This is a genomic window from Neotabrizicola shimadae (genome assembly GCF_019623905.1).
In the GTDB taxonomy this organism is placed as follows: Bacteria; Pseudomonadota; Alphaproteobacteria; order Rhodobacterales; family Rhodobacteraceae; genus Neotabrizicola; species Neotabrizicola shimadae.
The window spans coordinates 1,397,455-1,412,808 of record NZ_CP069370.1; the positions used below are offsets into that span (position 1 = coordinate 1,397,455).

The following is a 15,354-nucleotide window of genomic DNA, read 5'->3' on the forward strand; positions in this document are numbered from 1 at the left end:
CTCAGGGCAGGGCGGTGCGCCCCGCCGCAAGATCGGCCAGCACCGCCACATGCACATCCAGGGCGTCGATCACCGGATAGCCCGGCGCCTGACCGTCGAAGGCGAGGTTAAGGTCGGTTCCCGCAAGCACGATGGCCTCGGCGCCAAGGTCGCGGACCATGCGCGCGCCGGCATCCAGGAACAGGGCGCGCTGGTCGGCGGTGCAGGTGCCAGCCACGGCAATGTCCTGGTAGGTCTGGCCAAGCGTCTCGATCTCTCCGTCCAGCGCCACGGCTTCGGTGCGCGCCAACTGGCCATAGAGCCGGGTGCGCATGACGACGCGGGTTCCCAATAGCCCGATGCGGCGGATGCCTTGGGCCACGAAGTAGTCGTCCAGCGGTTCCACGGCCGAGACGAGGGGCAGGGAGGATATGGCCTGCGTCTCGGCAAAGCAGAAATGCCCGCCAAGCGAGGTGATCGCGGCGCAGTCGCAGCCCGCTGCCTTCAGCCGGTCGATCAGCGGCGCATATTCCCGCGCCTGCTCCTCGCGCCGGTCGGCGAGGTTGTTGCGGATCAGCACCTGGATGTCGGGGGTGTGAGCAATGGTGAGGTTCAAGGGCGCGCCGAGTTCGCGCATGCGGGCGACGAGGCGCTGGTAATAGACCACGGTCGCCGCGGGGCCGATGCCGCCGATCAGGCCGATGTGCATGGCGGGTTCCCTCTGTTCCGTGCCAGAGTGCTATGGGCTTCCCCATTTCGCAACCGGTCTAGCGCAGGCCTTCCAGTTCCGGGGAATCGGCCGCGAAGGCGCCGCACGTCTGGGTGAGATCCTCCAGAAGGTCGATGCTTTGGGGGTCGCCCCAGTCTATCGCGGCTTCGTGTAGCCGCGCCATCCGGGGGCGCTGGTCGGCAATCCTTGCGTCGATTTCCGCTGCGCGGTCGGGCCCAAGCCGCAGGGCCGCGGCACGAAAGGCGGCGGCGCGCTGCACGGAAAGCGGGTCAGGGTCCAGCCATCCGCCCGCCTGGGCATAGTCCTCGCGCCCAAGCCAGAAGGCCGCACATTGCGCAGCAGGGTAAAGTGCCAAGTCGCCAGCACTGGCGGGCAGGGCAAGCGCCAGCCAAATGGCCGGCGCCAGCCTCACTTCATCGCCATGCTCGCCGCCGATTCCGGCAGTTCCTCGTTGAAGCAGCGCTGGTAGAATTCGGCCACGGTCTGGCGTTCCAGCTCGTCGCACTTGTTCAGGAAGGTCAGGCGGAAGGCATAGCCGATGTTGCGGAAGATTTCGGCGTTCTGCGCCCAGTTGATCACCGTGCGGGGCGACATGACGGTGGAGAGGTCGCCGTTCACGAAGGCCGTGCGGGTCAGGTCGGCAACCGTGACCATCTGGGCAATCTGCTTGCGGCCCTTCTCGGTGTTGTAATGGGGGTTCTTGGCCAGCACGATGGCCGTTTCGGCATCATGCGACAGATAGTTCAGCGTGGCCACCAGCGACCAGCGGTCCATCTGCGCCTGGTTGATCTGCTGCACGCCGTGGTAAAGGCCGGTCGTGTCGCCCAGGCCCACCGTGTTCGACGTGGCGAACAGCCGGAAGGACGGGTGGGGCGTGATGATCTCGTTCTGGTCCAGCAGCGTGAGCTTGCCGTCATGTTCCAGCACGCGCTGGATGACGAACATCACATCGGCCCGGCCGGCATCGTATTCGTCGAACACGATGGCCACGGCGTTGCGCAGCGCCCAGGGCAGGATGCCTTCGTGGAACTCGGTCACCTGCTTGCCGTCGCGCAGCTTGATGGCATCCTTGCCGATCAGGTCGATCCGGCTGATGTGGCTGTCAAGGTTCACCCGCACGCAAGGCCAGTTCAGCCGCGCCGCCACCTGTTCGATATGGGTGGACTTGCCCGTGCCGTGATAGCCCTGGATCATCACGCGACGGTTGTAGGCAAAACCCGCCAGGATGGCGAGCGTGGTGTCCGGGTCGAACTTGTAGGTCGGGTCCACCTCGGGCACGCGGTCGGTGCGCTCGTCGAAGGCCTTGACCTTCATGTCGGTGTCGATGCCAAAGACGTCGCGGACCGAAATGTCCTCGGTGGGTTTCAAAACCTTGTCCAGCATCGCGTCCGCCATATCCGTGGGTGTCCTGGCGGCCGTTGCGCCGCCGGTCTCCGTGATGGAACATATCGCGGGGGGCTGCAAGGGGGCGGGGGCGATCACGAAGCCGTCAGGCCGTGAAACGCCGCACCCTTTTCGCCGTAGTGTCAGGCAGGAAAGGAGTTCACCATGAACCGACGCAATCTCATTGCCCGCCTTGGCGCCTTGACGGGCCTCGGCGCTGTCGCGGCCGGATCGGCCAAGGCCGAGACCTTCGCGTTCACCCTCAGCGATGCCGAATGGCGCGCGAAGCTCACCGACATGCAGTACCGCGTGCTGCGGCAGGAGGCGACCGAGCGCGCCTTCACCTCGACGCTGAACGACGAACACCGCGAGGGCACCTTCGCCTGCGCCGGCTGTGGCCAGGCGCTCTTCGTCTCGGACACCAAATTCGACAGCGGCACCGGCTGGCCCTCGTTCTGGAAGCCCTTGCCCAATGCCGTGGGCACGCGGCCCGATCCGGGCATCTTCGGCAACCGGACCGAAGTGCATTGCAGCCGCTGCGGCGGGCACCTGGGCCATGTCTTCGACGATGGTCCGGCACCCACCGGCCTGCGCTACTGCATGAACGGCGCGGCGCTGGTCTTCACGCCGGCCTGAGACGTCAGTCCCGAGCCATCAGTCCTGGGCGGGCAGGGGGCAGGTGGCCGCCTGCCCGTCCGGGCAGGCGGCGGGCCGGGCCGCGGCCGTGCCCGTATAGCCGCCCTTCGGCATCGCGTGCTGGACGGCACCGCCCGGCGCCGCGACCGCCGCAGTGCGCAGCGCCGCCGTGCCGATATAGCCGCCAGGCGGCATGGCATGTTGAACAGCACCCTTCGCGGGCGAAAGCGCGTCCTGAGCCACGCCAAGCGTGGCAAGACCGAGCGATATGACAAGGGAAGCAGCCAGAGCGCCAAGCTCGGGCGAAAAATGGCGGGTCATGGAAAGCCTCGATGAAAAAGGGGATCAGAAAGGTCGCAATAATCGGATCGTCAACAATGCGCCCATAATAGCCGATTCGGCGCCGGCTGTCGCCCCCCTCGCTGGCCCCTGTGCCTCAATCCTTGAAGAACCGGCTGTCCTTGATCTGGTCCCAGGCCCAGACGACTTCTTGCAGGCGTTCCTCGTCGCTGCGGTCGCCGTGGGCATGCACAAGCGCGCGCATGCTTTGCCGCGATCAATCCTCGGCTTTCGCCGCCGGCAGGAACATGAGCGGCGCGTCCTTGGCCGCGGACACTTCGCTCAAGTACTGACGACCGGACACCCCGCGCTGGCCAAGCATTTGAGCCAGCTCCTGTTGCGACGCGATCATCATCGACGACTGTCGCAAGTCCTGTGCCACGATCCGAGCGCGAGGGAGAGCTTCGCGCCGTGCCCTGATTGCCGCCTCGGGTGGTTCTGTGCCAAAGACCTTGATCCGTGCCAGCGCATCCGGTGACAAAGCGGACGTGTGATCCATCAGCCGCCGCCCCTGCAGCCCGGCCAGCCGCCCGGCCTCTTCGACCTCGTCCATAAGGAACATCGCGCGAGTGCTGGCCTCGTGCACGATGCGGATCGTCGCCGTGACCCCAAGAATGCGGTCCACGTCGGGAATTTCGGCGGACTCGGGGGCAGCCCGCGCCACTTCCCGGTCCAGCACGCCGTAAAGCGCCCCGGCATCGTCCCGCAGTTGGTCGCTGGCACGGTCCGCCGCCGCAAAACCCTGCTTGCGGGTTTCCAGCCCGTCCACCGTTTCAAGATGCACCTCGATGCGCTGAAGCAGGGACTTCAGCTCGTCCTCGCGCCGATCGCGTGTCACCGCTTCGACGCGACCGGACAGATCATCCAGGCTGCGGCCGATGGCCTTTAGTCTGGCATTCATCGCGGCGAAACCGACAACCGAGACCCCCAAGCCTAGGCCGGACACCAAAAGCCCGGCGACCGACAAGTTCTGCATCAGCGCAAGCGAGGCCTGCATCTGGGACAGCTGGCCGGCGATCTTGTGGTTCTGCCACATGGTGACGCCGCCTGTAATGGCACTGGTCAGAACGCTGGCCGGTCCCCCCGAGACAAGGTTCAGCGAATTTCGCAAGAGCGGTTCAAGAAGGCCGGTCTGCTGGACCTGACCGACGATCAACCCGCTTGCAGCATCCTTCAGCACGGCCCCGTAAAGCTGATATCGGCCGGTCAGATAGCCCTCAACCAGTTTAGCGGGAATCTCGTAAAGCAGGGTCGTCATACTCGTTGCTCCATACGGTTGCTGCCGGCCAAGGTCACCACGGCCTGAAGGTCGGACAGAAAGCTCCGTGCCCCGCGCGATGCGCCAAGGCCCAACATCTGCTTGTAGGCCCAGGACCTTAGCCGGCTCTTGATCCCCTCGCGCCAGCCAGCATGGGCGCGCTTGACCAGGGTTGATCCTAGGAAAGTGGCGGTCGCCACCCCGGCGGCGCCGACAGCCATCAAGGGCCAGCTGACTGTGGAGATCGTGAAGATCGCCAGCGAACTGCTGGTGATGGTGGCAAAGGAGACCACGGTCGGGATGGCAGCAATCGAGGCCGCAAGCAATCCGACACCTGCCGCGGCGGGCAGCAGTTGCCCAAGCTCCGGCGTGGCGTCCGTCAGACCACCCGGATCGGGCGGAAGGGACCGCAGGGCAGCCGACATGGCCTCATCGGCCCGCCGCACGGCGCGCCTGATCTGCTCGGACTTCCACATGTCGATGATTGCTTTCTGATCTGTGTTCGGCCCCAGATTCGCGCCGATCAGATCAAGGATAGATGCCTGGTCCACCCAAGCCTCCAGCTGGGCGACAAGCACTGGCAGAGCATCTTCCAACTGTTCCGAGATCGCCTCCAGCTGGCGATCTCGCCAGTCGAGCAGGGCAATAGGAACACTCAGGTCACTCATACGTCAATCCTTGAAGAACCGGCTGTCCTTGATCTGGTCCCAGGCCCAGACGACTTCTTGCAGGCGTTCCTCGTCGCTGCGGTCGCCGCCGTTCATGTCAGGGTGAAGATCCTTCACCAGGCTCTTGTATTGCTTGCGAATCTCGGTCCGTGTCCAGGTGTCGCGCGCATCCAGGATTTCCAGCGCCTTGCGCTCGGTCGGCGGCAGCTTGCGCGTCGCATTGCCGGTGGGGCGCCCAGGGTTCTGCGTGGCCTTCTCACCCAGGATGGCCATCGGATCGTCCACGCCCAACCGCTGCCAGGCGCGGCCCTCGTCGGCCTTCTTGCCGAAGGGCTTGGTCTCGCGGCCCCAGACGCGGTCCTTGTCCAGGAACTTCTGAAACTCCTCGTCGGTCGTTCCGTTGAAGAAATTCCACTTCAGATTGTACTCGCGCACATGGTCCTTGCAGAACCAGAAGAACTCGTCGAGGTGGTCGGGCGATTTCGGCGCGCGGTACATGCCCTTCTGGCTGCAGCCCGGATACTCGCAGCCCCGCTCCGAGGTTTCGAAAGCGCCGGACATGCCACGACGCCCCGTCTTGCGGCGTGCCTTGTCGGACGACACGCGCAGGTCGAACTCGAAGGGGGGTTTTGACATGGGCGGGGCCTTTCCGACTCGGGACAGCGAGTTTAGGGATTTGACCGGCGGTTTGAAGGGGGAGACGCTGAAATTGTCCGTGGCTGACGAGATCACCGCACGCCTGACCGAAGCTTTCGCCCCCGACCGGCTGGAGGTGGTGAACGAAAGCCACCGCCATGCCGGCCATGCCGGCGACGATGGCACGGGCGAAAGCCATTTCCGCATCCTGATCCGCGCCCCGGCGCTGGCCGCCCTGTCGCGCATCGACCGCCACCGCGCGGTCAACCGGGCGCTTGGCGACCTGACACGGCGCGTTCACGCCCTGGCACTGGACGCGGGCTGATCAGCCCGCCAGATGCGCGTGGAAGGCCCGGTCGAAGGCGCCGGGTTGTTCCAGATAGGGCGAATGGCCGCAATCGGCCAGCACCACCCGTGTCACCCGGCCGCCGCCCGCCTCATAGGCTGCCAGCGCGGTTTCGGTCTGGCCCACCATGGGCTGCGGCGGCATCACCGATGCGCCCGGCCAGCCCGGCACGGCGCCCAACTGCCCCAGAGTGCCCAGATCGAACAGCGAGGCGTCCGAGACCACGGGGTCTTCCGCCCCGCGCAGCCACAGGATCGGCGGCTTCTCTGCCACCCGGGTGAAGGCCAGGGGGTCAGGGTGATAGACAGGCGCCAGCGCGTTGATCGGCCCCCATGCCCCCGCCGCCGCCCCCGGCCAGTTGGGCGAGGCCGCGGCGTCGCCGGGGTACGCTTTCGGCCCGGTGTGCTGCGCCAGAGCCGAGGCGAGGATATCGGCAATCCGTGCCGGCACGAAGGGCGGCTTCCAGACATAGGAATTCAGCACCGACAGGGGGTGCAGCGGGCTGTCGGCCCCGGTCGCGCCTGCCGCCAGCAGTTTCGCGAACTCCGGGTTCACCGAGGCGCCGCCCGATCCCGCGCCATCGGCAAAGGCCGGCCCGCCCGAAGGACCCGTGGCCCCGAAACCGTGCGGCGAGGCCGGGGCCACCTGCACCAGGCTCAGCACTCGGCCCGGATGATCGGCCAGGAACCGCCACAGCACACCGCCGCCAAGCGAATGGCCCACCAGATGCGCCCGCGCGAGCCCCAACTCGTCCATCAGGGCCGCCAGGTCGTCCGAAAAATCACCCAGTCCCCGCGTCGCATCCACCAGCGCCCGCGGATCCGCCAGCCCATAGCCGCGCAGGTCCGGCGCGATGCCGCGAAACCCCGCCGGCAGGCGCAGCATGGTCTCTTCCCACCAGGTCGCGGCCGACAGGTTGCCATGCACGAAGATCACCGGCACGCCATCCTCGGGGCCGGAAAACAGCACCCGCGTTTCGAGCCGCGGGCTGCGGATGCGGCGGCTTTCGGTCAGGACGGGAATCTCGGGCATCGGGCGCGCTCTCGGCAAGGGGCATCAGCCGCCGCTTCCTCTCTGGAGCATTGCTCCAAAGGGGTCCGGGGGCGTCAAACTCCCGGCTTGCAACGGTGCCGCCAGGGCAGCGGCCAGGCCACCCTCGCGGCCCGGCCGATTCCGGTCAAGCGCCCTCAGGCGTCCAGCGCCTTGCGCTCTTGCCGGCGGGCATGCAGCACCGGCTCGGTATAGCCTGAGGGCTGGACCCGCCCCTTGAACACCAGATCGCAGGCGGCGTGGAAGGCCGGCCCGTCGAAGCCCGGCGCCATCGGGCGATAGGCGGGGTCGCCTGCGTTCTGCCGGTCCACCACGGCGGCCATCTTTTTCATCGCCGCCATCACCTCGGCCTCGCTGACCACGCCGTGGTGCAGCCAGTTCGCCAGATGCTGGCTTGAAATGCGGCAGGTCGCGCGATCTTCCATCAGCGCCACATCATGGATGTCGGGCACCTTGGAGCAGCCGACGCCCTGATCGACCCACCGCACGACATAGCCCAGGATGCCCTGCGCGTTGTTCTCGACCTCGTCGCGGATTTCTTCCGCCGACCAGTTCACGCCACGCGCCACCGGGATGGTCAGCAGGTCGGCCAGTGTTCCGCGCGGGCCGCCCTTCGCGATTCCGTCCTGCACCGCCCGCACATCGACCTTGTGGTAATGCGTGGCATGCAGCGTCGCGGCGGTGGGCGAGGGGACCCAGGCGGTGCTGGCCCCCGCCTTGGGATGCGCGACCTTCTCGCGCAGCATGGCCGCCATCAGGTCGGGCGCCGCCCACATGCCCTTGCCGATCTGCGCATGGCCCCGCAGCCCGACTGCCAGGCCGATGTCCACGTTGCGGTCCTCGTAGGACCTGATCCAGGCCTCGCCCTTCATCTCGCCCTTGCGCACCATCGGGCCGGCCTCCATCGAGGTGTGAATCTCGTCCCCCGTGCGGTCCAGGAAGCCGGTGTTGATGAAGGCCACGCGGTCCTTCGCCGCGCGGATACATTCCTTCAGGTTGGCGCTGGTGCGCCGCTCCTCGTCCATGATGCCCAGCTTCACCGTGTTGCGCGGCAGGCCCAGCACATCCTCCACCCGGTCAAAGATCGTGGCAGCCAGCGCCACTTCCGCAGGCCCGTGCATCTTGGGCTTCACCACATAGACCGAGCCGCAGGCCGAATTGCGCGGGCCTTCGGTCTTTTGCAGGTCATGCATGGCGCACAGCACCGTGACGAAGGCATCCATCAGCCCCTCGCCGATCTCGCGGCCCTCGCGGTCAAGGATCGCCGGGTTGGTCATCAGGTGGCCCACATTGCGCACCAGCATCAGCGCGCGGCACTTAACCGACAGGGGCGCGCCGTCGGGGGCATGGTACAGCGCATCCGGGTTCAGCCGGCGCGTCATGGTCTTGCCGCCCTTTTCGAAGGTGTCGGTCAGCGTGCCGTCCATCAGCCCCAGCCAGTTGCCATAGGCCAGGACCTTGTCCTCGGCATCCACGGCGGCGACGGAATCCTCGCAATCCATGATCGCCGACAGCGCGGCTTCCACCCAGATGTCGGAGATCCCCGCCGGGTCCAGCCGGCCCACCGGCGTCTGCGGGTCCACCAGGATCTCGATCCCCAGCCCGTTCACGCAGAGCAGCACCTGCAACGGGCAAGGCCCGCCGTCCCGCCAGCCCGCGAACTGCGCCGGGTCGGCCAGCCCCGTCTCGCCCTGCGGCAGCCGGACGACCAGATGGCCATCCCGCACCGAAAGCCCCGTCACCACCGACCACGAGGCGCCGCGCAAAGGCGCCACCTCGTCCAGATGAGCCCGGACCCAGGCAATCACGCGCGAGGCGCGCGCCGCATCGAAGCCCTTGCCCCGCGGCAGGTCGCCCATCGCATCCGTGCCGTAGAGCGCGTCATACAGCGAGCCCCACCGCGCATTTGCCGCATTCAGCGCGTAGCGCGCATTCATCACCGGCACCACCAGCTGAGGCCCGGACATCTGCGCGATCTCCGGGTCCACATTCGCCGTGCCCACAGCGAAATCCGGGCCCTCCGGCAGCAGGTAGCCAAGGCCCCGCAGGAAGGTCTCATAAGCCGCCGCGTCATGCGGCTGGCCCCGCCGCTCGCGGTGCCAGGCGTCGATGGCGGCCTGCATCTCGTCGCGCACCGCCAGAAGCCGGCGGTTCACCGGCATCAGCTCGTCCACCGCCGCCGACAGGCCCGCCCAGAACCGATCCGCCGCCACGCCGGTGCCGGGCAGGGCCCGGCCCTCGACAAAGGCCGCCAGCCGCTCGTCCACCTGCAATCCCGCCCGAACCACGCGCCCGGCCATGCTGTGCCCTCCGTTGACTTCGCGGCCACAATACCGGGGCGCCCCCGTGCCGCAACAAGCGATCGGCCCGGATTTGCTGGCAAATCCGAAAGGCAGCTTCAACCGCTGCCGCAGAATAAAAACTTAGCACATCGCCTAACTTTTCTCTTTCCCTCGCTCCATTCCGGGTGATACTTAGCCACATGGCTCACCATGATCCCGACCTCGACCGAATCTTCCAGGCCCTGTCCGACCCGACGCGGCGGCAGATGCTGGCCCGGCTGGGGCAGGGCGCGGTGCCCGTCAGCGAACTGGCCCGCCCCACCGGCATGGCGCTACCCACCATCCTGCGGCACCTCGGCGTGCTGGAAGAGGCGGGCCTGATCGCCACCACCAAGTCCGGCCGCACCCGGCTCTGCCAGGCGCGGCCCGAAACCCTGGCCGCCACCGCCGACTGGCTCTCGCAGCAACGCGCCCTGTGGGAGGCGCGCACCGACCGGCTGGAAGCCTTTCTCGCAACGCTGGAGGACGACGATGCAGATCAACCCCGAGACTGACCTTGTGGTCGAACGGCTGCTGAAGGCGCCGCCCGCGCTGGTCTGGCGGTGCTGGGCCGACCCCAAGCTCCTCTGCCAGTGGTACATGCCCAAGCCCTGGACCCTGGTGGATGCCGAAATCGAACTGCGACCCGGCGGCCGGTTCTACCTTCTGGCGCAAAGCCCCGATGGCCAGCAGTTTCCGAACGAAGGCGCGATCCTCCTGGCCGAACCCCACACCAGGCTCGTCTTCACCGACCTGATGACCCGCGACTATGCCCCGGTGGAGAAGGTCAGCGCCGATTTCGGCCCGGCCTTCACCGCGGTGATGACCTTCGAACCCGAAGGCACCGGCACCCGCTATCGCACCATCGCCCGGCACATGAGCGTGGCCGACGCCAGGGCCAACGCCGAGGGCGGCTGGACCGAAGGCTCCGCCGTCGCCACCGACCAGCTTGACGCGCTTTCCCAGGAGCTCCCGCAATGACGCTGACTCTCGACCCCACCCGCGATCTGGTGCTGGACCGGCTCTTGAAGGCCCCGCCGGCGAAAGTCTGGCGCGCCTGGACCGAACCCGCGCTTCTGTGCCAGTGGTTCTGCCCGAAGCCCTGGTCAGTCTCCGAAGCGGTCATCGACCTGCGCCCCGGCGGGCGCTTCTTCACCCGCATGGCGGGGCCCGAAGGCGAAAGCGTGCCGAACGAGGGCAGTTTTCTGGAGGTCGTGCCGGAACGGAAACTGGTCTTCACCGACATGTTCCGCGCCGACTTCGCGCCGGTGGATCTGGTGCAATCCGGGGCCGGCCTGCACTTCGCCGCCATCGTGACCTTCGCTCCCGAAGGCTCTGGCACCCGCTACCGCGCCGTTGCCCGGCACCGCAGCGCCGCCGATGCGAAAACTCATGACGACATGGGCTTCCAGATCGGCTGGGGCATCGCCGCCGACCAGCTGGACGCGCTGGCCCAAGGCCTCTGACCGCAGGCCCCCGGAACAACCCGAAAGGACGCCGCCGATGACCCCGCAGACGCTCACCATCACCCGCCTGATCCCGGCGCCGCCCGAAAAGGTCTGGCGCTGCTGGACCGATCCGGCGCTTCTGCCGCGCTGGTTCGGGCCGCAGGGCTTTACCTGCCACACCAAGGAAATCGACCTGCGCGAAGGCGGCGTCTGGCGGTTCGACATGATCGGCCCCGATGGCAAGGTCTGGGCCAACCGCCACCGCCACACCCGATGGGACCCACCGAAACGCATCGAGTTCATCATGGACGGCGATGTCGAGGATGGCACTTCGAAGCAGGTGACGGTCACGCTGGCCCCCGAAGCCGGCGGCACCCGCATCACGCAGGTCATGGTCTTCTCCGACCCGGCCGATTTCGCGATGGCCAAACAGATCGGCGCCGAGGCTTTGGGCCAGACGACGCTCGCCAAGCTGGAGGCGCTGGCGGTGACGCTCTAAGCCTCGCCCGCAAGGTCAGGCTCGGCCCTGGCCTTGCGGGCAATGAAGGCGACAAAGGCCTTCACCCGCTGCGCAATCAGCCGGTTGTCGGGGTAAACCGCGTGCAGCGGCACCGCCCCGGCAGACCAGCCGGGCAACAGCGCCTCAAGCCGGCCGCTGCGCACATCCTCGCCCACGATGAAGGCGGGCAACTGGCAGATTCCGACACCTTCCAGCGCCGCCAGCCGCAGGCTCCAGCCGTCATTCAGGTCAAGCCGCGGCGCGATGGCGATCTCTGCCGTCTCGTCTGCCCGTGCGAAGGTCCAGACCCGGCCCTTTCGCAGACCCGAAAAGTGCAGAAGGTCGTGTCCGGCCAGATCGCCGGGGCCTTCCGGTCGCCCGCGCCGATCCAGATAATCGGGCCGCGCGCAGCTGATCAGCGGCGACCGGCCAAGCGCACGCGTCACCAGATGCGGCTCCACCGCCAGCACGCCCCGGATCGCCAGGTCAAAGCGGTCCTCGATCAGCCGCCGCGCCGCATTCGACAACTCCAGCTCGATGGTGATGCCAGGGTGGCTGGCCAGGAACTCCGCCACCCAGGACACAAGGAAGCGTTGCGCCAGATCGGGCGGGGCGGTCACGCGCAGCCGGCCCTCGGGCGCGGTCTGCTCTGCCCGCGCCGCCCGTTCTGCCGCATTGATGCGCTCGGGCACATCGGCAAGCCGGTCGCGATAGGCTTGCCCCGCCGGCGTCAGCCGCACTGCCCGCGTGGACCGGTGCAGAAGCCGCACCCCCAGCCGTTCCTCCAGATCCGCCACCTGCGCGCTGACCGTGGCCCGCGTCAGGCCCAGCTCCGCAGCGGCGGCGGTAAAGCTTTGCTGGTCGGCCACCGCCAGGAAGGCCGCCACGCCATGCAGCGGATCAACCGTCTTCATTCGTCAAATCATCCAGACAATGCATTCGGGTCCGCCCGGATTATCACGGCCCGCCGCCCCGCGTATACCGCCATCACTTCCTGACGAAGCCCTTTCAGAAAACCACAGAACGGAGACACAGATGTCCACTTTCACCAAGGCTGCCTTTTCCCTTCCCGGAGCCGGCCAGATCGCCGATGCTTTCGGGCGCCACATCATCCGCATTTCGGCGGATCGTACCGGCGGGAGCCTCGGCGTTTTCGAATCCGAGGTTCCCGCTGGCGAAGGCCCGCCCTTCCATGTCCATGACCGCGAGGAGGAATTCTTCGTCGTCCTGTCCGGCCGCTTCGGCTTCTGGTGTGAGGAAGACCATGTGGAACTGGGCGCCGGCGGCACCATCGTCATCCCCCGCGGCACGGCCCATCGCTTCCAGAACATCGGCAGCGAGACAGGGCAGCTTCTCGTGGTGATGACGCCGGGCGGGTTCGAGGGCTTCTTCCCCGCGATGCAGGCCGAGGCGCCGACCACGGACATCGGCATCGCCGCCCTTGCCGCGCGCTTCAACCTGCGCTTCGTGCCGGCCCCGGCTGCGATTGCCGCCTGATCGCGCAAGACGGATCTTCCCCGCGGGGAAGGTTTCAGCCGGGCGAGGGATCGCCCGGCCTTTCCGTCCGCCCCCGCGCGCGGCGGCATTTCTCGGAACAGTGGCGCACCTCGTCCCAGGTCCGTGCCCAGGCCTTGCGCCAGACCATCGGGCGCCCGCAGGTGGCGCAGGTCTTCACGGGCAGGTCTGACTTGCGGCGCATCTTCGGCATGGCCGGAAGGTGGCGCGCGCCCGCGCGCCGTCCAGTCTCAGAACCCGAAACTCAGCTGTCCCGGCTCCACCGCCCGCGCCCGCCGCCCGCTCAGCGCATCGCGGCGGAACCGCGGATCGGTCGCGCCGGGGCTGGCGTGCCGCGCCTCGATCACCAGCGCCTCCTCCCGCACCTCCGGCGCGCGCCTCAGCACCCCCATCGCCGCCCGCGCCGCGCGTGCCGCGGCCTCCGGGTCCACCACCGGCTCGGGATAGCGCCGCCCCAGAAGCCCCTTCGCCCCCGGCCATTTCCACGGCTCCTGCAGCCAGATGTCCGGCACCGCCGCCAGTTCCGGCACCCATGCCCGGGTGAAGGCGCCGGTCGGGTCGTGGTCCTGACCCTGCTTCACCGGGTTGTAGATGCGCGGCACGTTGATCCCCGTCACCCCCGACTGCATCTGCGCCTGCGACCAGTGGACGCCCGGCTCGTAATCGGTGAAGGCCCGCGCCAGCACCGGCGCCGTCGCCCGCCAGTCCAGCCACAGGTGATAGGAGGCCACCGCCATCAGCATCGCCCGCGCCCGAAAGTTCAGCCAGCCCGTCGCCGCCAGATAGCGGAGGCAGGCGTCCACATAGGGCAACCCCGTCTCGCCCCCCGCCCAGGCCTCCAGCCGCGCCGCATCGGGCTCGCGCGGGCGCAAGTGTTCCGCCGCGGCAGACATGGCCCGCGCCTCCAGATCCGGCACATCCTCCAGCCGCTGCAGGAAATGGTCGCGCCAGGCCAGCCGGTTGCGGAACCCGGCCAGCGATCCGCCCCAGGTCCCGCCCGGCCGTTCCTCGGCCCGAGCCCGCGCCGCCTGGTCCACCTCGCGCGCTGACAGCGTGCCCCAGGCCAGATGCGGCGACAGGCGCGAACAGGACCGCTCGCCCGTGCCCGGCGCCGACATCGCTGCCAGATAGCCTTCGCCCCGGCTGGCAAGGAAGCTGTCCATCAGCGCCAGCCCCCGCGCCCGCCCGCCCGCCTGCCGGTGCGGGCAGCGGTCCGCCGCCAGCCTCAGCGCCGCGGCGGAAGGGATCATCCCCGGCTCCACCCCCGGCACCGCCGACAGGGCAGGGGGCGCCAACACCGCCCCCGCCATGAACCCGTCGCGAAACCCGGCCCATCCCGCCCGGTCCCGCGCACCCCGCCGCACACCGGCCTGCGGCAGTTCCTCCCAGGCAATCCCCGCCTGCCGCGCCCAGGCCGCCACCCGCCGGTCACGCGCAAAGCTCCATTGCGTGCCGGTCTCCTGGTGGCTGACCATCCGCGTCACGCCATGCCGCGCCGCCAGTTCCGCCAGCACCTCCACCGCATCGCCCGTCCGCACCACCAGGGGCGCCCCAAGCGCCGCCAGGTCGCGACGCAGCTCGGCCAGGCTTTCGGCCACGAACCCCCAGTGCCGGGCCGAGGCATCGGGCTGGCGCCACAGCTCCGGCTCCACCACATAGACGGGCAGGACCCGCCCCAGCCCGGCGGCATGGGCCAGGGCAGGGTGGTCGGCGGCGCGCAGATCACGCTTGAACCAGACGAGAACATTCATGGAACAAGCAGATACCGCACCGCCCGGATTCGGCAAGTCCCGCGATGCGCCTCAGCGCCCCAGAACCTGCACCACCAGCTCCGCCGCCGCCGCGCCGGAAAACTGCTGCTGCCCGGTGATCAGGTTGCCGTCGCGGATCGCAAAAGGTTTGAACATGCCGTTCACCACGAAGTTGGTCCCCTCGATCTTCCGCGCCTCCTCCTCGATCCAGAAGGGCTGGATCTTCCGGCCCACCCAGGCATCGGCATAGGCTTCCTCGCTGTTGGCAAAGCCCGTCCAGGTCTTGCCCTTGACCAGCAGGTCGCCATTCGACAGCCGCGTCTTCAGAAGGATGCAGGTGCCGTGGCAGACCACCGCCACCACCTTGCCCGCCTCATAGGCCCGCGCCACGAACCCATGCAGCGCCGTATCGTCGATCATCGTCACCATGGGCGACTGCCCGCCCGCCAGGAAGATCGCGTCATAGCCAGCCAGATCCACCTCGGCGATGGACTTTGTGCCCTTCACCAAGGCGGCATGGGTCTTCGACGTCTTGAATCCAAGCGAGATCAGGTCATGCGCCGAATAGCCCGAGGCATCCTCGGGGTCGGAGAACCCGTCGGCCACGAGGTCGCCGCCCTGGGGCGAGACGATATCCACGGCATAGCCCGCCTCGGTGAAGCACCACCAGGGATGGGTCAGTTCCGCCCACCAGAATCCCACCGGCCAGCCCGTCGTCGGCGAGGTGCCGGGATTGGCGGCGATCATCAGAACCTTCTTCTGGCCATGCGTGTCGATTGTTGCAGACATGTCTTT

General features: G+C 68.0%; 20 protein-coding genes and 1 pseudogene. 7 read left to right on the top strand and 14 right to left on the bottom strand.

Going from position 1 to position 15,354, the window contains the following annotated elements; translation table 11 throughout:
- Nucleotide 1 precedes the first annotated feature (1 nt).
- From JO391_RS06695 to cobS, 3 genes are read right to left on the bottom strand one after another with little or no spacing between them, the layout of a single operon-like run.
- Entirely contained in the window at nucleotides 2-688 is a 687-nt protein-coding gene (locus JO391_RS06695; protein ID WP_220663575.1) for an aspartate/glutamate racemase family protein, read from the bottom strand.
- A 58-nt stretch (nucleotides 689-746) separates the two neighbouring features.
- Entirely contained in the window at nucleotides 747-1,121 is a 375-nt protein-coding gene (locus tag JO391_RS06700) for a hypothetical protein (RefSeq protein ID WP_220663576.1), read from the bottom strand.
- On the bottom strand, nucleotides 1,118-2,104 hold the full coding sequence (cobS, locus tag JO391_RS06705; protein WP_220663577.1) for a cobaltochelatase subunit CobS: 987 nt from the start codon (nucleotides 2,102-2,104) through the stop codon (nucleotides 1,118-1,120). Before cobS ends, JO391_RS06700 begins: the two co-directional genes overlap by 4 nt.
- Before the next feature lie 153 nt (nucleotides 2,105-2,257).
- On the opposite strand from cobS, the gene msrB reads away from it, so the two are divergent.
- Nucleotides 2,258-2,728: a peptide-methionine (R)-S-oxide reductase MsrB gene (msrB, locus tag JO391_RS06710; protein WP_220663578.1), complete on the top strand. Its 471-nt coding sequence runs from the start codon at nucleotides 2,258-2,260 to the stop codon at nucleotides 2,726-2,728.
- A gap of 18 nt (nucleotides 2,729-2,746) precedes the next feature.
- On the opposite strand, the gene JO391_RS06715 is transcribed toward msrB, so the two are convergent.
- The 5 genes and pseudogenes from JO391_RS06715 to JO391_RS06735 form a co-directional block, all read right to left on the bottom strand.
- Entirely contained in the window at nucleotides 2,747-3,049 is a 303-nt protein-coding gene (locus JO391_RS06715) for a hypothetical protein (protein WP_220663580.1), read from the bottom strand.
- A 115-nt stretch (nucleotides 3,050-3,164) separates the two neighbouring features.
- Nucleotides 3,165-3,248, bottom strand: a pseudogene (locus JO391_RS06720) (molecular chaperone DnaJ); the annotation flags it as partial.
- Nucleotides 3,249-3,284: 36 nt separating this feature from the next.
- Complete coding sequence (locus JO391_RS06725) at nucleotides 3,285-4,325, bottom strand: hypothetical protein (protein WP_220663582.1); 1,041 nt, start codon at nucleotides 4,323-4,325, stop codon at nucleotides 3,285-3,287.
- A complete protein-coding gene (locus tag JO391_RS06730) occupies nucleotides 4,322-4,993 on the bottom strand; it encodes a hypothetical protein (protein WP_220663584.1) in 672 nt (223 codons plus the stop codon). The genes JO391_RS06725 and JO391_RS06730 overlap by 4 nt, the downstream gene beginning before the upstream one ends.
- A 3-nt stretch (nucleotides 4,994-4,996) precedes the next feature.
- Nucleotides 4,997-5,629, bottom strand: coding sequence for a J domain-containing protein (locus JO391_RS06735; protein WP_220663586.1), 633 nt, complete (start codon nucleotides 5,627-5,629; stop codon nucleotides 4,997-4,999).
- Nucleotides 5,630-5,702: 73 nt separating this feature from the next.
- On the opposite strand from JO391_RS06735, the gene JO391_RS06740 reads away from it, so the two are divergent.
- Complete coding sequence (locus tag JO391_RS06740) at nucleotides 5,703-5,954, top strand: BolA family protein (protein ID WP_220663588.1); 252 nt, start codon at nucleotides 5,703-5,705, stop codon at nucleotides 5,952-5,954.
- Here JO391_RS06740 and JO391_RS06745 read toward each other — a convergent pair whose 3' ends face one another.
- Together JO391_RS06745 and JO391_RS06750 are read right to left on the bottom strand one after the other, a co-directional pair.
- Nucleotides 5,955-7,007, bottom strand: coding sequence for an alpha/beta fold hydrolase (locus JO391_RS06745; protein ID WP_220663590.1), 1,053 nt, complete (start codon nucleotides 7,005-7,007; stop codon nucleotides 5,955-5,957).
- Nucleotides 7,008-7,162: 155 nt separating this feature from the next.
- The gene (locus tag JO391_RS06750; protein ID WP_220663592.1) at nucleotides 7,163-9,325 is read right to left on the bottom strand and encodes a malate synthase G; all 2,163 of its coding nucleotides are present in this window, start codon (nucleotides 9,323-9,325) and stop codon (nucleotides 7,163-7,165) included.
- Between the two features lie 182 nt (nucleotides 9,326-9,507).
- Between JO391_RS06750 and JO391_RS06755 the strand changes: the two genes are divergently transcribed.
- From JO391_RS06755 to JO391_RS06770, 4 genes are read left to right on the top strand one after another with little or no spacing between them, the layout of a single operon-like run.
- On the top strand, nucleotides 9,508-9,861 hold the full coding sequence (locus JO391_RS06755) for an ArsR/SmtB family transcription factor (protein ID WP_220663594.1): 354 nt from the start codon (nucleotides 9,508-9,510) through the stop codon (nucleotides 9,859-9,861).
- Nucleotides 9,839-10,327: an SRPBCC domain-containing protein gene (locus tag JO391_RS06760; RefSeq protein WP_220663596.1), complete on the top strand. Its 489-nt coding sequence runs from the start codon at nucleotides 9,839-9,841 to the stop codon at nucleotides 10,325-10,327. Before JO391_RS06755 ends, JO391_RS06760 begins: the two co-directional genes overlap by 23 nt.
- Nucleotides 10,324-10,812 (top strand): SRPBCC family protein, encoded by a 489-nt coding sequence (locus JO391_RS06765; protein ID WP_220663598.1) that lies wholly within the window; start codon nucleotides 10,324-10,326, stop codon nucleotides 10,810-10,812. The genes JO391_RS06760 and JO391_RS06765 overlap by 4 nt, the downstream gene beginning before the upstream one ends.
- 37 nt (nucleotides 10,813-10,849) lie before the next feature.
- Nucleotides 10,850-11,293, top strand: a complete 444-nt coding sequence (locus JO391_RS06770; protein WP_220663600.1) for an SRPBCC domain-containing protein — start codon at nucleotides 10,850-10,852, stop codon at nucleotides 11,291-11,293.
- Here JO391_RS06770 and JO391_RS06775 read toward each other — a convergent pair.
- Nucleotides 11,290-12,207: a LysR family transcriptional regulator gene (locus JO391_RS06775; protein ID WP_220663602.1), complete on the bottom strand. Its 918-nt coding sequence runs from the start codon at nucleotides 12,205-12,207 to the stop codon at nucleotides 11,290-11,292. The genes JO391_RS06770 and JO391_RS06775 overlap by 4 nt on opposite strands.
- A 121-nt stretch (nucleotides 12,208-12,328) precedes the next feature.
- On the opposite strand from JO391_RS06775, the gene JO391_RS06780 reads away from it, so the two are divergent.
- Complete coding sequence (locus tag JO391_RS06780; RefSeq protein ID WP_220663604.1) at nucleotides 12,329-12,790, top strand: cupin domain-containing protein; 462 nt, start codon at nucleotides 12,329-12,331, stop codon at nucleotides 12,788-12,790.
- Between the two features lie 34 nt (nucleotides 12,791-12,824).
- Here the strand turns inward: JO391_RS06780 and JO391_RS06785 are convergent, their stop codons facing one another.
- Genes JO391_RS06785 through JO391_RS06795 form a run of 3 tightly spaced genes read right to left on the bottom strand, consistent with a single transcriptional unit; the run spans nucleotide 12,825 to nucleotide 15,348 of the window.
- On the bottom strand, nucleotides 12,825-12,992 hold the full coding sequence (locus JO391_RS06785; protein ID WP_310795064.1) for a DUF2256 domain-containing protein: 168 nt from the start codon (nucleotides 12,990-12,992) through the stop codon (nucleotides 12,825-12,827).
- A 46-nt stretch (nucleotides 12,993-13,038) separates the two neighbouring features.
- Nucleotides 13,039-14,559 (bottom strand): FAD-binding domain-containing protein, encoded by a 1,521-nt coding sequence (locus JO391_RS06790; RefSeq protein WP_220663607.1) that lies wholly within the window; start codon nucleotides 14,557-14,559, stop codon nucleotides 13,039-13,041.
- Nucleotides 14,560-14,610: 51 nt separating this feature from the next.
- The gene (locus JO391_RS06795) at nucleotides 14,611-15,348 is read right to left on the bottom strand and encodes a type 1 glutamine amidotransferase domain-containing protein (RefSeq protein WP_220663608.1); all 738 of its coding nucleotides are present in this window, start codon (nucleotides 15,346-15,348) and stop codon (nucleotides 14,611-14,613) included.
- Nucleotides 15,349-15,354: the final 6 nt, after the last annotated feature.

Excerpts from the sequence above, each read along its gene's own strand:
- JO391_RS06695 (WP_220663575.1), bottom strand. The coding sequence starts at position 688 with ATGCACATCGGCCTGATCGGCGGCATCGGCCCCGCGGCGACCGTGGTC.
- cobS (WP_220663577.1), bottom strand. The coding sequence starts at position 2,104 with ATGGCGGACGCGATGCTGGACAAGGTTTTGAAACCCACCGAGGACATT.
- msrB (WP_220663578.1), top strand. The coding sequence starts at position 2,258 with ATGAACCGACGCAATCTCATTGCCCGCCTTGGCGCCTTGACGGGCCTC.
- JO391_RS06715 (WP_220663580.1), bottom strand. The coding sequence starts at position 3,049 with ATGACCCGCCATTTTTCGCCCGAGCTTGGCGCTCTGGCTGCTTCCCTT.
- JO391_RS06725 (WP_220663582.1), bottom strand. The coding sequence starts at position 4,325 with ATGACGACCCTGCTTTACGAGATTCCCGCTAAACTGGTTGAGGGCTAT.
- JO391_RS06730 (WP_220663584.1), bottom strand. The coding sequence starts at position 4,993 with ATGAGTGACCTGAGTGTTCCTATTGCCCTGCTCGACTGGCGAGATCGC.
- JO391_RS06735 (WP_220663586.1), bottom strand. The coding sequence starts at position 5,629 with ATGTCAAAACCCCCCTTCGAGTTCGACCTGCGCGTGTCGTCCGACAAG.
- JO391_RS06745 (WP_220663590.1), bottom strand. The coding sequence starts at position 7,007 with ATGCCCGAGATTCCCGTCCTGACCGAAAGCCGCCGCATCCGCAGCCCG.
- JO391_RS06750 (WP_220663592.1), bottom strand. The coding sequence starts at position 9,325 with ATGGCCGGGCGCGTGGTTCGGGCGGGATTGCAGGTGGACGAGCGGCTG.
- JO391_RS06755 (WP_220663594.1), top strand. The coding sequence starts at position 9,508 with ATGGCTCACCATGATCCCGACCTCGACCGAATCTTCCAGGCCCTGTCC.
- JO391_RS06760 (WP_220663596.1), top strand. The coding sequence starts at position 9,839 with ATGCAGATCAACCCCGAGACTGACCTTGTGGTCGAACGGCTGCTGAAG.
- JO391_RS06765 (WP_220663598.1), top strand. The coding sequence starts at position 10,324 with ATGACGCTGACTCTCGACCCCACCCGCGATCTGGTGCTGGACCGGCTC.
- JO391_RS06770 (WP_220663600.1), top strand. The coding sequence starts at position 10,850 with ATGACCCCGCAGACGCTCACCATCACCCGCCTGATCCCGGCGCCGCCC.
- JO391_RS06775 (WP_220663602.1), bottom strand. The coding sequence starts at position 12,207 with ATGAAGACGGTTGATCCGCTGCATGGCGTGGCGGCCTTCCTGGCGGTG.
- JO391_RS06780 (WP_220663604.1), top strand. The coding sequence starts at position 12,329 with ATGTCCACTTTCACCAAGGCTGCCTTTTCCCTTCCCGGAGCCGGCCAG.
- JO391_RS06785 (WP_310795064.1), bottom strand. The coding sequence starts at position 12,992 with ATGCGCCGCAAGTCAGACCTGCCCGTGAAGACCTGCGCCACCTGCGGG.
- JO391_RS06790 (WP_220663607.1), bottom strand. The coding sequence starts at position 14,559 with ATGAATGTTCTCGTCTGGTTCAAGCGTGATCTGCGCGCCGCCGACCAC.
- JO391_RS06795 (WP_220663608.1), bottom strand. The coding sequence starts at position 15,348 with ATGTCTGCAACAATCGACACGCATGGCCAGAAGAAGGTTCTGATGATC.